Origin of the sequence: Hyphomicrobium sp. MC1 (assembly GCF_000253295.1) — a bacterium.
Taxonomy (GTDB): Bacteria; Pseudomonadota; Alphaproteobacteria; order Rhizobiales; family Hyphomicrobiaceae; genus Hyphomicrobium_B.
The window spans coordinates 4,745,001-4,757,528 of the sequence record NC_015717.1; the positions used below are offsets into that span (position 1 = coordinate 4,745,001).

Consider the following 12,528-nt stretch of genomic DNA (forward strand, 5'->3'; position numbering starts at 1 on the left):
CGGGTGGAGCCGAAATGTGAAATACCACCCTAGTGATTATGGTTGTCTAACCGCGGTCCGTTATCCGGATCCGGGACAGCGCATGGTGGGCAGTTTGACTGGGGCGGTCGCCTCCTAAATCGTAACGGAGGCGTGCGAAGGTGGGCTCAGGTTGGTCGGAAATCAACCGTCGAGTGCAATGGCATAAGCCCGCCTGACTGCGAGACTGACAAGTCGAGCAGAGTCGAAAGACGGCCATAGTGATCCGGTGGTTCTTTGTGAGAGGGCCATCGCTCAACGGATAAAAGGTACGCCGGGGATAACAGGCTGATGACGCCCAAGAGTCCATATCGACGGCGTCGTTTGGCACCTCGATGTCGGCTCATCACATCCTGGGGCTGGAGCAGGTCCCAAGGGTATGGCTGTTCGCCATTTAAAGTGGTACGTGAGCTGGGTTCAGAACGTCGCGAGACAGTTCGGTCCCTATCTGCCGTAGGTGTAGGAGAATTGAGAGGATCTGACCTTAGTACGAGAGGACCGGGTTGGACACACCTCTGGTGGACCTGTTGTCGTGCCAACGGCACAGCAGGGTAGCTATGTGTGGAAGGGATAACCGCTGAAGGCATCTAAGCGGGAAACCCACCTCAAAACGAGTTCTCCCTCGAGAGTCGTGGAAGACCACCACGTTGATAGGCCGGGTGTGGAAGCGCTGCAAGGCGTGTAGCTTACCGGTACTAATAACTCGATTGGCTTGATTGCTCTCATTTAGCAATGCTCATCGTTTGCCTGAAATCGCGAAGCGAAATTCGGCAATGGCGCGCTCTCACGAGCGCCGAACGATGAGCGTAGGGCTCAGAAAATAGACCAAAAACAGAAGTCATATGACGTCTCCGCCGACCTGGTGATTATGGCGGGGTGGCTGCACCCGATCCCATTCCGAACTCGGCCGTGAAACGCCCCTGCGCCGATGGTACTTCGTCTTAAGACGCGGGAGAGTAGGTCGTTGCCAGGTCTGCAGAGACGTCATGTGAATTCTTAAAAAACGAAGTCAATCAGTGCCCTCTATCGAATTTAAGAACGCGCCGCTGTGCCTTGTGCCAGCGGCGCGTTTTTGCGTTTGAGCTACACAAACTAATTCACGCCCAATCCGACGAATATACTTTTGGGCAATTCGACTTTTGCTTTTCCGGTGTGGGTACTCCGACTAAAATTCGCGTCGCAAGAATGAAATATGCGGTGTCTCGGGGCGCCTGCAAAACTCGGGGCCTCACGCGATATGCTGCAATACATCTGGTCGAAGCTTTATGCGCAGTGGCTCCGATCTCAGCTTGTCAGACGTTTGCCGAAAGTCGAGCTGAAGCACGGGACCGGCACGAACCTGATCCTCGGGATTGCGCGCAACTACAGCATTTCCGACTTGCGGCCGTTTGTCCGTTCGGCGCGGAAATTTCACGACTGCAGAATCCTTCTTGTCATCAACAACGATCCGGAGCTCGGCAAAGCGCTCGAAGCCGAGGGCGTCGATTGCGTCCTTGAAGACGTTTCATCAAGCCTCGGGCGACCTCATATGAATTTTGCGCGCGTGACCGATTATGTCTCGGTGCTGCAAGCGCTCTCGGGGCAGGTCGAACGCGTGTTTTTGGCCGACACGCGCGACGTCGTCTTTCAAAGCGATATTTTCGAAGCGCTGCCTGATGCCCCGATGATTTTTTTCGAAGAGGGCAAAGGTTTTTCTCTCGAATCCGCTGGCTGGAACGGCAATGCGATCCGGCGAACTTTTGGGCTGCCGGTCTACGATCAAATCAAGCATCACGAAGTGATCTGCAGCGGCACCGTTCTGGGTCGGCACGGCGTCACGCTGATGTATTGTTGGGAGAAGCTTTTACTCGGGCAAATGGTTCGCCGGCGTCATCACATGCGCTCGGGCGTCGATCAGGCGACGACGAACGTCATCGCACGTGTCAATCTCGTGCCGTCATCGGTCGTGATGCCATACGACGGAGCGGTCGCGACGCTATCCGGACACAACACGAATTTTCTATCGGTCAAAGACGGACTGCTGGTGACAGCGGAAGGCGGTGTGCCGGCCGCGATCCATCAATACGATCGCAATCCTGCGGTCCGCGATTTTGTTTATGCGACGTATGACGGTCCAAAGAACGGCAAAGCGGGCGATAAATCGAAGGATTCGACGCTGCGGAAAAAGCTTCGCGTCGCGTTCGGTCTGCAGGGACCGTAATTGCGTGCGGTTTTGCGCTCATTCGATCGCGTTTTCTTTGCCGCCGCGGATCGCGACTTTGACACCGCATTTCTCCATCGGGAGCGCGGTCGATGTCCAGCGATCCTTCGTCACCGTTACGACATAGCGGCGGCAGTCGCGTCCCGCGCCCTGGACGAAATGCACGGTGAAGACCGCTAGTCCGGCTTTGCGTTTGTGCGGCCAGACGAACTCGCCGTTGTTCGGCACTGTCTTGATCGCTTTGCCGATCGCGTAAGCCGCGTTGCGATAATCCGTCGACGTCAGACGTGCGAGAACTGCGCGCGATAGATCAGGGTGCAAGCCGGCGGCTTCGGCCTTTTTGCGTAACGGATCGTTCGATGGCCGCGGCGGGGCATAGGCATCAGATACATGCGGTTTTGCTGGTGTTTTTGCATCCGCCTCGTCGTCGTTCGTATCGCCTGGCGCAGTGGCGACGGTGACTTCAGGCAGAGGCTGACTCGGCGGCGGGATCGCTGCCGGCGGCGGAACGGGAGTAGGCGGGGCAAGTAGCGTCGAGCCTGGCGTGTCGGCGGATGCGATCTCTTTCGTCGGCAATGGCGCTGAGGGCGCTTGTTCTGACGTCGCCAACGACGATGTGATGCGTTCAAATTTCGAAGTCCATTCTTGTCGCGTCTCAGCATCGGTGGCGAAGGCGCATCCGACGGTGGCGGCGACAAGAAGGAAAAGATACGTATAGGGAACGATTTCCAGGCGTCGTGACGGTTGCGGGCAAACCGGCTCACCGGCGTAGAAGTCTTGCGACGCGAAATCGGCATCGCTTTCGGAGATCATGAACGAGGGAAATTCGTCAGCGGAATAAGACGCGCGGGCATACATTGGCCGATCCTCAAATCTTCCAGCGAATATCGGTTCCCGCGCTGCATATGCATCGCACTGTCCTGGCCAAAAAATGGCAAGACGAAAAATGATGGAATTTCGGCGTTTTCTTCAGTCCGTCCAACCGGTTCTGCCCAAGGCGAGATCAATGTTCTTGACTCTTCTAGTGGCGTTCGCTCAGTTGACGGTGGACCTGATCTCGGGACCTTGAATCCTGACCTATTAGGAGCAGAGATGAGTATTTCACGTTTCGCACGTGCCGTGCATCATTCGTCATTTTCTTCCATTCTTCTTGGTTCTGTTCTCGCCGTCGGCGGTGTCGTGATGGGCGCCGTCGCTGCCCAGGCGGAGGATACGCACGAGGTCGAGATCTCAATCAAAGATCATAAGTTCGAGCCGGATGCGCTGAAGCTGCCGATCGGCAAGCCGATCAAGATCACGGTGAAGAACCTCGACGCGACGCCGGAAGAATTCGAAAGCCACGACCTCGGCTTCGAGAAGATCATTGCCGGCAACAGCTCGGCGGTCATTCGCGTGAAGCCGCTAAAGCCTGGCACCTACATGTTCTTCGGTGAATTTCACCAGGATAGCGCGCTCGGTCACGTCGTTGCGGAGTAGGCGGCGATGCTTGCGGCTCTCATCATTGTCTTTCGCGAAGTTCTCGAAGCGGGCCTGATCATCGGCGTGGTGCTCGCGGCATCGCGCGGCGTTCATAGCCGTAACGGTGCGGTATCGCTCGGAGTCCTCGCAGGGATCGCAGGCTCAATCATCGTTGCGATGTTTGCCTCGCGGATCTCAGATGCTTTCGACGGTCGCGGTCAGGAAATTTTTGTTGCGGCGATCCTGCTGTTTGCGGTCGTCATGCTTGGGTGGCACGTGGCCTGGATGGCGCATCATGCTCGCGAGATGACGCAGCAGTTGCGGCAGCTGGGCAGCGATGTTTCTGCCGGACGGCAATCGTTGTTTGCGCTCGGCGCGGCCGTTGCCGTGGCGGTCATGCGTGAAGGCAGCGAGGTCGTGTTGTTCATGACTGGCATCGTCATGCAGGGCAAGGATAGCGGTTTCGAACTTCTGATCGGATCGGGGATCGGGCTGCTGCTTGGCGCTGTCGTGTCGATGGTGCTTTATTTTGGGCTCGCGGCCATTCCGATCCGGCAGATGTTTGCGGTTACCGGCGTTCTCATCACATTGCTGGCTGCCGGGCTTGCAGCCTCCGCGGTCAAGCAGCTGTCGAATGCAGGCCTGTTGAATGCGTTCGATTCTACGGTCTGGGACAGCTCGTCCATTCTGTCGGAAAACAGTTGGCCGGGGCGGGTCTTGAGCATTCTGGTTGGTTACATGGACCGGCCGACGGGAATGCAGCTCATCGCGTATGTCGCAACGGCGGCTGCAATTTTCTCTTTGAGCTACATCTGGCGAGCGCCGGCGAAACCGGTCAGTCAGAGCGCATAGAAAAAAGGCGCCCCTCGGGGCGCCTTTTTTATTTCATCGGCTCAAAGACCAAGATCCGACAATCCCGGATGATCGTCGGGGCGGCGTCCGAGCGGCCAGTGGAATTTCCTCTCGCTCTCGGAAATGCGCAGGTCGTTGATGCACGCATAACGATGGTGCATCAGGCCGTCGGGGCCGAATTCCCAGTTTTCGTTGCCGTAGGCGCGGTACCACTGGTTGCTATCGTCGCGATATTCATAAGCAAAGCGTACGGCGATGCGATCCCCGGTAAATGCCCAGAGTTCCTTGATGAGGCGATAATCGAGTTCGCGGTTCCACTTCCGCGTCAGGAATTCGATGATCTGCTGACGGCCGACCGGAAACTCGGCGCGGTTTCGCCAAACGCTATCGACCGAATAGGCCAGCGCGACCTTCTGCGGATCGCGGCTATTCCAGCCGTCTTCGGCGCCGCGGACTTTCTGAATGGCGGTTTCGCGCGTGAAGGGCGGGAACGGCGGTCTGCTTTCAGACATTTTCGTCTCCTTCAAATTTGACAGTGGAGGGATTGCTTGACCCTGGACGCGAACGTCACGAGTCTCGGCGGCAGATCGAAACCGCTCGACGACACCTGCGGGAGGGAGCAGCTACCATGTACGACATCGCCAATCTTTCGAATCTGCCTCATTTAAGAAATCTATCGTCGACGACGATGTCGGCGTTCGAAAACTTCGATCGCGCTGCCATGGCGGCGGGTGCCATTCCACGACGCTATAAGGAATTGATCGCGCTTGGCGTCGCCATCGCAACTCAGTGTCCGTACAGCCTCGAAGTCCATCGCACCAACGCAGAGAATGCCGGTGTGACGGAAGCAGAAATTGCGGAAGTCATTTATATCGCGGCGACGATGCGGGCAACGGCCGCTATCGCGCACGGGACGCATCTTGTCGGGCCGCGCAAAGCAACGCGCTAATGTCTGCGCCGCTAATGAAGTCTGTTGTCTGGCCTACAATACGCTGATCATTTTTATCATAATGATCGCCAGGCTGACGGCTGCGATCCAAAGTGCGATGTCGGCTGTCCGGCTGCGTCGCGAGCGCGATGCGATTTTATCGATGGTTTCATCGTCGAGGCGAAGTCCCGCATTGGCCATTTGGGACATGCCGTTGATTGCCTGCGCAACATTTTGCAGAAGCGCCGGAGTCTTCATCAAGACATCGCCGATTGTTTCAACGCCACGGCCCGCTTCGCGCAAGCGGCCGAGAGGCGAGAGATTGGATTCCATCCATTCCTTCGCCACCGGTTCGGCGGCGACCCAGACGTTCAACGTCGGATCGAGATCGCGCGCGACGCCTTCGACGATGACCATGCTTTTTTGCAGCAGGATCAGCTCTGGACGTGTCTGCATGTCGAAGACTTCGGTATAAGCGAAGAGCTGGCCCAAAAGGTCGGCCATCGAAATTTCTTCTGCCGTGCGGCCTTGGATCGGTTCGCCGATGGCGCGCATCGCCTGGGCGAATTCTTCGACGCTGTGATGCGGGGGCACGTAGCCCGCTTCGAAGTGGATGGCGGCGGCGCGGTAGTAATCGCGCGTGATGAGGCCGTGCAGGATTTCTGCGAGGAAGCGGCGCTCGGGCAGGCCCAAGCGGCCCATGATGCCGAAGTCGACGGCGACGATCTTGCCGTTGGCATCGACGAACAAATTCCCCTGATGCATATCGGCGTGAAAGAACCCGTCGCGCATGGCGTGACGAAGAAATGAGCGCAGCACGGTCATGCCGAGAGCGGCAGTGTCGAAGCCCTTGGCCTTGAGAACGTCGCGTTGTGCGATCGGCGTGCCGTCGATCCATTCGATCGTCAGAACGCGTTTGGCCGTGCGTTTCCAGTCGATATCGGGAACGCGGAAGCCTTCGTCCTCTTTGATGTTTGACGCCATCTCGGAGATGGCTGCGGCTTCGAGGCGCAAATCCATCTCGAGGTCGGTCGTGTGCTTCAGATTATCGACGACGGCAACCGGTTTCAGGCGGCGCGCCGGCGGATACATGCGTTCGATCATCCGCGCGGCGAAATAATAGCTGTCGAGGTCGCGATAGAAACGCTTCTCAATGTTCGGCCGCAGAATCTTGACGGCAACGGCCTTCTTCACGCCGTTGTCGAGCACGTAGGCTTTGTGGACCTGGGCGATTGAAGCGGCAGCGACGGGCGGTCCGAATTCGATGAAATGATCTTCGAGCTTGCCGCCGAGCGCGCGTTCAACGGCTTCGCGGGCTTCCGCCATCGAGAACGGTTCGGCTTTGTCTTGAAGCTGGCGCAGATCATCGGAAAGCTCAGGTCCGATGACGTCGGCGCGGGTGGCAAGAAACTGACCGAGCTTCACATAGCTCGGACCGAGCTTCGCCAATGCCGTTGCGACGCGGGCGGATTGCGGCTCGCCTTTGCGGAAGGCCGATGCAACAAGCGTCACCGGCAATGTGGCGATGCGCGCAAGTTTCAGAGGCAGCGGTACCGGCATGCCCTTCGGAACGAAGCGGACGCCATATTGCGCTAGCACAAAACCGGCGCGCGCGAGTCGTAGGGAGTTAAGAAGCGCTCCGGGCATGGTGGTGATTTCGTCGTCCTGAATTCTCTGGGGGCGCAGGCCGTGGTTTCGCTCGGCCTCGGCACATTGCGCCGCAACCTCGTTGGGTCAAGTGTAGCCGCTCGGAGGGGTAAAAACGGTTAAGCCGGGACGGTATTCGTAGCTGCCTCAGCCAGGGCCATTGCGGCTTGGACGCCATACAACTTACGGACAAAAAAAAATAGCGCCCGGCGGATTGCCGCGGGCGCTACTTTCGAGCAAATGCTCAGCTCGACCTATAGCTTGCAGAACGTTGCGCGGCCGTGACAGGTGACCATGCTGCCGTTCGGGCTGCAGCGATATTTTTTGTTGACGACCTTGTAGCCGGCGACCTGGCCGTTCGCCAGGAAACCCGGCCAGAGACCCCAGCTGACGTTCTGGACCATCGTCTCCATCGCGAACCATTTCGCCGAATCGGCCGACGTTGACGTGGCGACCGCACCCTTCGTCATGCAGCCAGCATTGGCGACGCCGGCGCCGAGCGAAACAAGCGCCGCAGCTGCGACGCCGATCAATAGCTTCGATTTCATGAGTCCCACCTCCTCGAATAGAAGAAAGTCATTCCTTCGTCCCCGAGAGGGAAAGCTATGAATCGCTGCCGCCAGCGTCAATTGAACTTACGCTGAAGGGCAAAAAACGTAGTTCACGCTGTGGCCGATCAGATCTTCCAGCCGCCGTGAATCGCCGCGATGCCGCCGGTCAGATTGCGATAGGCGACGCGCGAGAAACCAGCGTTACGAATCATGTCGGCGAAGGCTTCCTGCTTGGGGAAGCGGCGGATGCTTTCGACGAGATAGCGATATGATTCCGAATCGCCCGCAGCCAGCTGACCGAGACGCGGAATGACCTCGAACGAGTGGAAGTCGTAGGCGCGATCGAGCAGCGGCACGCGGCATTCGGAAAATTCCAGACACAGGAAGCGTCCGCCGGGCTTCAGCACGCGGTAGGCTTCGGCAAGCGCCTTGTCGATGTGGGTCACATTGCGAATGCCGAACGCAATCGTATAGGCGTCCAAGCTCGCGTTCTCGAAAGGCAGCTCTTCGGCGTTGCCTTCGACACAGGTGATGCGGTTCTCAAGTCCTGCATCGGCGATGCGGCGGCGGCCGACGTCGAGCATCTCAGGGCTGATGTCGCAAATGACGGCGGTGGCGTTCGGCCCTGAATCTTTGGCGTAGCGGATGGAAATGTCGCCGGTGCCGCCGGCAACGTCCAAAAGCTTGAACGGCGTGGCACTGCGCGGCGCGTTGAGCATCGTGATGAGTTCGCGCTTCCAGAGGCGATGCAGGCCACCGGACATCAAGTCGTTCATCAGGTCGTAGCGATCGGCGACCGACGCGAAGACCTTGTTGACGAGCCCCTGGCGTTCGGTCTCGGGTACGGTGCGGAAGCCGAACGACGCGGTGCCCTGGCTTGCGGTTTCTGAGTTTTGATCCATATCCGGGACCATAGCCGCTCACGAGCGGCAGCGCTATCGTCGGCGCGTCTCATCGTCAATTTCAGGTGACATTCCTCCTATGCCCGAACTCCCCGAGGTCGAAACCGTGCGGCGGGGGCTGGCGCCGGTGCTGGTCGGCAGCCGGGTCGCGCGGATTGACGCGCGGCGGCCGGATTTGCGTTTTCCGCTGCCGGAACGGTTCGGCGAGCGGCTGGCGGGGCAAGACATCGTCGGGCTGGAGCGGCGCGCGAAATATCTGATTGCGACGCTTTCGAGCGGCGAGGATCTCGTCATGCATCTGGGCATGACCGGACGGTTTTCCGTCATCCATAAGGACTTCATCGACCGGCCGGGGGACTACATCCACGATACGGGGCCTGATCCGGCGCACGATCATGTTGTGCTGCATCTCTCTGACGGGACGCAGGTGATCTACAACGATCCCAGGCGGTTCGGATTCATGGTCATGATGCCGCATGCGGAGCGGCCGGAGCATGCGCTGTTTCGCAAGCTCGGGGCGGAGCCATTGAGCGCCGAACTGACAGCCGAATATCTGGCGCGACGCGCGCTGGGCAAGAAGGTCAACCTCAAAGCGTTTCTGATGGACCAGCACATCGTGGCGGGGCTCGGCAACATCTACGTGTCTGAGGCGCTGTTTCAGGCGGGGCTATCGCCCGATCGTGTTGCGGCAACGTTGGCGAACCGTCGCGGAGGCATCGAGAAGGCCGAGAAGCTCGTCGTTGCGATCAAGGATGTTCTGCAACGGGCCATTGCAGCGGGCGGTTCGACGCTGCGCGATTACCGCAGTGCCGACGGCAAGAAGGGAGCATTCCAGGAACGGTTTGCCGTTTACGACCGGGAAGGCGGCATGTGTCCCACTCCTGGATGCGGCGGCGAAATCCGCCGCGCGGTGCATGCCGGGCGCGCGACGTTTTATTGCCGGCGGTGTCAGCGCTGAAGTGGTGTCAGCTTGCCGTTGAGGTGGCGGAGCGCTCGCACAGTGCGGCGTTCGTCTTGATCAGGATGACACTGATGCACATCACGGCAAAGCCGCCGCCGAGGAAAAGCTGGTTCGCGGCCCAGTCGCCTTTATGCGTTATGGCGAGTTTGCCGGCAGCGATCAGCCAGACAAGGCCGATGGCAATCAAGATCGCCTGATAGCCTGCGATTTTCGCCATGCGGTCGAGCGACGATGTCTGTGCGAGCGGGTCGTTTGGGTTTGAAAGCCGCTTCAGGTAATAGCCGTAGGCGGCTGCAAACAGCATGCAGGCCGTACCGTATTCCCAGCCGTGCTGCCAACGTACGTGCGTACCCAGATAGATGGCGTAGAACGCCACGCCGCACCAAAGGAATGCCAATGCAATCAGAAAGACGTTCGCGCGCATTGCTTCGCGCTGCGTGGCCATGGCCGATCCGTTTTCGGGGCGTTGCCAATGCGGGGCGTTGGTTCGCAGTGCGGCCATGATCATGACAGCCGAGAAAACAGCGGCGGCGACTGCCGAGTCCGCGATCTTCATCAGACGGCAGGCGAGATACATGGCGATGAGAGCTGCGGCGAGTGTCACTGCCAACCAAGGCAGCGATGGGCGCAAGGTCATGATGTCGGAAGCTCCCCCTTTTGGACGGCGCGGTGGCCTGCTCTCGAACCTACATGCGTGAGCGCAGGGCGTCCAAGCTGATAGCTGCAATGGCGAGCGCACCAAAGAAGAAGATGTTGCATCCCGCCCAATCGGCGTGGGTCGCGGCGCGCGGAAACTTGTGATCGACGAATAGGCTGATGACACCGGCCGCCATGCCGATCACCTGAAACTGAAGAAGAAGCCGTCCCATCTTCACCAGCATGGCGTCGTCGCGTCCTGCGGAACGGTCGCGATCGAGAAGGACGGCGAAGCCGATGGTGGCGACGGCAGCGAACAGAAAGCCGATGAAAAACTGCCACCACTCGGCCCAGTGCTTATCCATAACGAAGAGGTACGTGATCAGGATCGCGAGTGCGGCCCAAGCCCAGACCAGAGCCAGATATCGCGCCGTCGAACTGGCGATGGCGCTCATCGGCGCGCCGATGTTCCTCAGCTTCTGGTGATCGCGGATGGCAATCAGGGCGAAGGCAATGCAGATGACCGCGACCGTCGCCAGCTGCAGGGCGGGCTGTTCTGCGGCGGCGGCCAGGACAGTCGCGCAAACAGTAGCCGCGAGAGAAAACAGCCAACCGGTCATGGACAACATTCTCTGGCGGCCTCCCAATTCTGGATCAAAAGCATGTAAGTCGGGATGGACTTAGCGCAAATGGCGGCGCAAAGCGCTGCGACCGGCCGTCGGCGGCGGCTTTTGTGACGGATTCGTTCTTTTCCGGGTGGGCTTCATTGACCGGCGGCCGTTAGGCGGGTATATCCCCCGCAAACCGTGCCTGGAGCGAAAATCCCGGGCCGACGATCAATATCTTCAACCCATTGCCGCGCTTAGCATTTTGCGAATGCGACGGCGCATTCGCAGCAAACGTAAGGACACCCAATGGCAAATACGTCGTCGGCTAAGAAAGCCACGCGCCAGATGATCCGCCGCACCGAAATCAACAAGTCGCGCCGTTCGCGCGTCAAGTCCGAGGTTCGCTCGGTCGAGGAAGCTATCAAGTCGGGCGACCAAGCCAAGGCACTCGCTGCGCTTTCGGCCGCTGAACCGCTTCTCGTGCGCACCGCTCAGAAGGGCGTCATGCACAAGAAGACCGCAGCCCGGAAGGTTTCCAGGCTCGCTCAGCGTGTCAAGGCCATGAGCGCATAACGCACTTGTGAATAAGGGGAGCCAATTTTTCTCCCTGTTGCATATTCGCTACGGTAAAGAGCGGGCCCGCCAACGGGCCCGCTGTTTTTTTATCGTCATTAATCGCCCGGAATCCGGCCCATTGGACGGGATGTTCTGATGCCGGATAAGTTGGGCGCTCCTTCGAGGCAGAGTCGGACGGCAAGAGAAAATGACGTCTGGGTGACGGTCGTGGCGGCGATGCAACCCAGAGTGTGTCGGTGGAAAAAATGCGAATAGAGTCAGATGGTTTATGCACAGAGGTTGCGATGTGACTCGCGTTTTCACCAGTACCTGTGGACAACTTTTGGTACGCCTCAATCGCCCCAATGGCTGCGCTGGGGTGCTTGTCGAAAAGAGGGTTAAGGGATAGTAAATTTCTAGTGGATGGCAGCGGGGTAAAGCGGTCGTTCGCACTGGTAAGTTCGGCGAGCGTAGCATTCGGGTCTTTGAAGCTTTGATGACCCGGACTGTATCGCCAAAATAGATAAAGACCTGCGTTTCAACTTGGGCGTTGCTTTGGCTAGCTCAAGAATAGCTGGGTATTCTCTGGTTGTGTCTGGGGATATTCTCGCGGGTCTTTATCAGTACTTGTGTAAGGCGTGAGGGGAATTCGTGGAAAAAGTTGAGGCTTCTGGCGTCGAGGACGTGTCCGTTCTCGAAACTTGGAAGCGTCTCGAAGGCGATCCGAAGACTGTTCTTGTTGATGTTCGGACGCGTGCCGAATGGGCGTTTGTGGGTGTGCCCGACCTTTCGAAGATCAACAAGGACGTCATGCTGATCGAATGGCAGACGTTCCCCGACAGCCGGATCGCTCCGGACTTTATCGAACGATTGACGGCGGCGTTGGCCGCCAAGGGAGTCGAAAAGAATACTGAGATCTTTTTTATCTGCCGTTCGGGCGGGCGCAGCCGGATGGCTGCCGAGGCAATCGCCGGAGCGGGATATTCGAGGTGTCGAAACGTCATGGAGGGCTTTGAGGGACCGTTAGACGCTGCCCAACACCGGAGCCAAATCGCAGGCTGGAAATTCGCCGGTCTCAACTGGCTGCAAGGGTAGCAAGACGTCACACGGAAGGCACGGCACCGGAAGGCAGAGGGTAATGCCGGACGGTGATGAGGGGGGACGCTTTCAGGCGTCCCGCGTTATCAGCGGGAGTACATCACTATGCAGGCA

Annotated in this window: 14 protein-coding genes and 2 rRNA genes (1 of these 16 cut by a window edge); 9 read left to right on the forward strand and 7 right to left on the reverse strand. The window is 58.6% G+C overall.

Annotation, left to right across the window (positions count from 1 at the left end; genetic code table 11):
- The 3 genes from HYPMC_RS22845 to HYPMC_RS22855 form a co-directional block, all read left to right on the forward strand.
- A 23S ribosomal RNA gene (locus HYPMC_RS22845) occupies positions 1–738 on the forward strand; it begins 2,055 nt to the left of the window's first position.
- Between the two features lie 138 nt (positions 739–876).
- Positions 877–991, forward strand: a 5S ribosomal RNA gene (gene rrf / locus HYPMC_RS22850).
- A gap of 219 nt (positions 992–1,210) precedes the next feature.
- Entirely contained in the window at positions 1,211–2,218 is a 1,008-nt protein-coding gene (locus HYPMC_RS22855; protein ID WP_210160621.1) for a hypothetical protein, read from the forward strand.
- Positions 2,219–2,236: 18 nt separating this feature from the next.
- Here the strand turns inward: HYPMC_RS22855 and HYPMC_RS23510 are convergent, their stop codons facing one another.
- Positions 2,237–3,076 (reverse strand): hypothetical protein, encoded by an 840-nt coding sequence (locus HYPMC_RS23510; RefSeq protein ID WP_013950530.1) that lies wholly within the window; start codon positions 3,074–3,076, stop codon positions 2,237–2,239.
- Between the two features lie 234 nt (positions 3,077–3,310).
- Between HYPMC_RS23510 and HYPMC_RS22865 the strand changes: the two genes are divergently transcribed.
- A complete protein-coding gene (locus HYPMC_RS22865; protein ID WP_013950531.1) occupies positions 3,311–3,694 on the forward strand; it encodes a cupredoxin domain-containing protein in 384 nt (127 codons plus the stop codon).
- A 6-nt stretch (positions 3,695–3,700) separates the two neighbouring features.
- Entirely contained in the window at positions 3,701–4,528 is an 828-nt protein-coding gene (locus HYPMC_RS22870; protein WP_013950532.1) for an FTR1 family protein, read from the forward strand.
- A 41-nt stretch (positions 4,529–4,569) separates the two neighbouring features.
- Here HYPMC_RS22870 and HYPMC_RS22875 read toward each other — a convergent pair whose 3' ends face one another.
- Complete coding sequence (locus HYPMC_RS22875) at positions 4,570–5,040, reverse strand: nuclear transport factor 2 family protein (protein WP_013950533.1); 471 nt, start codon at positions 5,038–5,040, stop codon at positions 4,570–4,572.
- Positions 5,041–5,156: 116 nt separating this feature from the next.
- Between HYPMC_RS22875 and HYPMC_RS22880 the strand changes: the two genes are divergently transcribed.
- Positions 5,157–5,477, forward strand: coding sequence for a carboxymuconolactone decarboxylase family protein (locus tag HYPMC_RS22880; RefSeq protein WP_013950534.1), 321 nt, complete (start codon positions 5,157–5,159; stop codon positions 5,475–5,477).
- Positions 5,478–5,510: 33 nt separating this feature from the next.
- Here the strand turns inward: HYPMC_RS22880 and ubiB are convergent, their stop codons facing one another.
- The 3 genes from ubiB to ubiE form a co-directional block, all read right to left on the reverse strand.
- Complete coding sequence (gene ubiB / locus HYPMC_RS22885; RefSeq protein ID WP_013950535.1) at positions 5,511–7,103, reverse strand: 2-polyprenylphenol 6-hydroxylase; 1,593 nt, start codon at positions 7,101–7,103, stop codon at positions 5,511–5,513.
- A 254-nt stretch (positions 7,104–7,357) separates the two neighbouring features.
- Positions 7,358–7,651 (reverse strand): hypothetical protein, encoded by a 294-nt coding sequence (locus HYPMC_RS22890; protein ID WP_013950536.1) that lies wholly within the window; start codon positions 7,649–7,651, stop codon positions 7,358–7,360.
- Positions 7,652–7,779: 128 nt separating this feature from the next.
- Positions 7,780–8,556, reverse strand: coding sequence for a bifunctional demethylmenaquinone methyltransferase/2-methoxy-6-polyprenyl-1,4-benzoquinol methylase UbiE (gene ubiE / locus HYPMC_RS22895; RefSeq protein WP_041301202.1), 777 nt, complete (start codon positions 8,554–8,556; stop codon positions 7,780–7,782).
- 79 nt (positions 8,557–8,635) lie between these two features.
- On the opposite strand from ubiE, the gene mutM reads away from it, so the two are divergent.
- A complete protein-coding gene (mutM, locus tag HYPMC_RS22900; RefSeq protein ID WP_013950538.1) occupies positions 8,636–9,514 on the forward strand; it encodes a bifunctional DNA-formamidopyrimidine glycosylase/DNA-(apurinic or apyrimidinic site) lyase in 879 nt (292 codons plus the stop codon).
- 7 nt (positions 9,515–9,521) lie between these two features.
- Here mutM and HYPMC_RS22905 read toward each other — a convergent pair whose 3' ends face one another.
- Both HYPMC_RS22905 and HYPMC_RS22910 read right to left on the reverse strand, forming a co-directional pair.
- The gene (locus HYPMC_RS22905; RefSeq protein ID WP_013950539.1) at positions 9,522–10,154 is read right to left on the reverse strand and encodes a hypothetical protein; all 633 of its coding nucleotides are present in this window, start codon (positions 10,152–10,154) and stop codon (positions 9,522–9,524) included.
- 49 nt (positions 10,155–10,203) lie between these two features.
- On the reverse strand, positions 10,204–10,773 hold the full coding sequence (locus HYPMC_RS22910) for a hypothetical protein (RefSeq protein WP_244420944.1): 570 nt from the start codon (positions 10,771–10,773) through the stop codon (positions 10,204–10,206).
- 294 nt (positions 10,774–11,067) lie between these two features.
- Between HYPMC_RS22910 and rpsT the strand changes: the two genes are divergently transcribed.
- A complete protein-coding gene (gene rpsT, locus HYPMC_RS22915) occupies positions 11,068–11,334 on the forward strand; it encodes a 30S ribosomal protein S20 (RefSeq protein ID WP_013950541.1) in 267 nt (88 codons plus the stop codon).
- A 633-nt stretch (positions 11,335–11,967) separates the two neighbouring features.
- Positions 11,968–12,411: a rhodanese-like domain-containing protein gene (locus HYPMC_RS22920; protein ID WP_013950544.1), complete on the forward strand. Its 444-nt coding sequence runs from the start codon at positions 11,968–11,970 to the stop codon at positions 12,409–12,411.
- Positions 12,412–12,528 lie beyond the last annotated feature (117 nt).

Bases quoted from the DNA above. Each gene is read 5' to 3' on its own strand.
- HYPMC_RS22855 (WP_210160621.1), top strand. From the start codon at position 1,211: ATGCGGTGTCTCGGGGCGCCTGCAAAACTCGGGGCCTCACGCGATATG.
- HYPMC_RS23510 (WP_013950530.1), bottom strand. From the start codon at position 3,076: ATGTATGCCCGCGCGTCTTATTCCGCTGACGAATTTCCCTCGTTCATG.
- HYPMC_RS22865 (WP_013950531.1), top strand. From the start codon at position 3,311: ATGAGTATTTCACGTTTCGCACGTGCCGTGCATCATTCGTCATTTTCT.
- HYPMC_RS22870 (WP_013950532.1), top strand. From the start codon at position 3,701: ATGCTTGCGGCTCTCATCATTGTCTTTCGCGAAGTTCTCGAAGCGGGC.
- HYPMC_RS22875 (WP_013950533.1), bottom strand. From the start codon at position 5,040: ATGTCTGAAAGCAGACCGCCGTTCCCGCCCTTCACGCGCGAAACCGCC.
- HYPMC_RS22880 (WP_013950534.1), top strand. From the start codon at position 5,157: ATGTACGACATCGCCAATCTTTCGAATCTGCCTCATTTAAGAAATCTA.
- ubiB (WP_013950535.1), bottom strand. From the start codon at position 7,103: ATGCCCGGAGCGCTTCTTAACTCCCTACGACTCGCGCGCGCCGGTTTT.
- HYPMC_RS22890 (WP_013950536.1), bottom strand. From the start codon at position 7,651: ATGAAATCGAAGCTATTGATCGGCGTCGCAGCTGCGGCGCTTGTTTCG.
- ubiE (WP_041301202.1), bottom strand. From the start codon at position 8,556: ATGGATCAAAACTCAGAAACCGCAAGCCAGGGCACCGCGTCGTTCGGC.
- mutM (WP_013950538.1), top strand. From the start codon at position 8,636: ATGCCCGAACTCCCCGAGGTCGAAACCGTGCGGCGGGGGCTGGCGCCG.
- HYPMC_RS22905 (WP_013950539.1), bottom strand. From the start codon at position 10,154: ATGACCTTGCGCCCATCGCTGCCTTGGTTGGCAGTGACACTCGCCGCA.
- HYPMC_RS22910 (WP_244420944.1), bottom strand. From the start codon at position 10,773: ATGACCGGTTGGCTGTTTTCTCTCGCGGCTACTGTTTGCGCGACTGTC.
- rpsT (WP_013950541.1), top strand. From the start codon at position 11,068: ATGGCAAATACGTCGTCGGCTAAGAAAGCCACGCGCCAGATGATCCGC.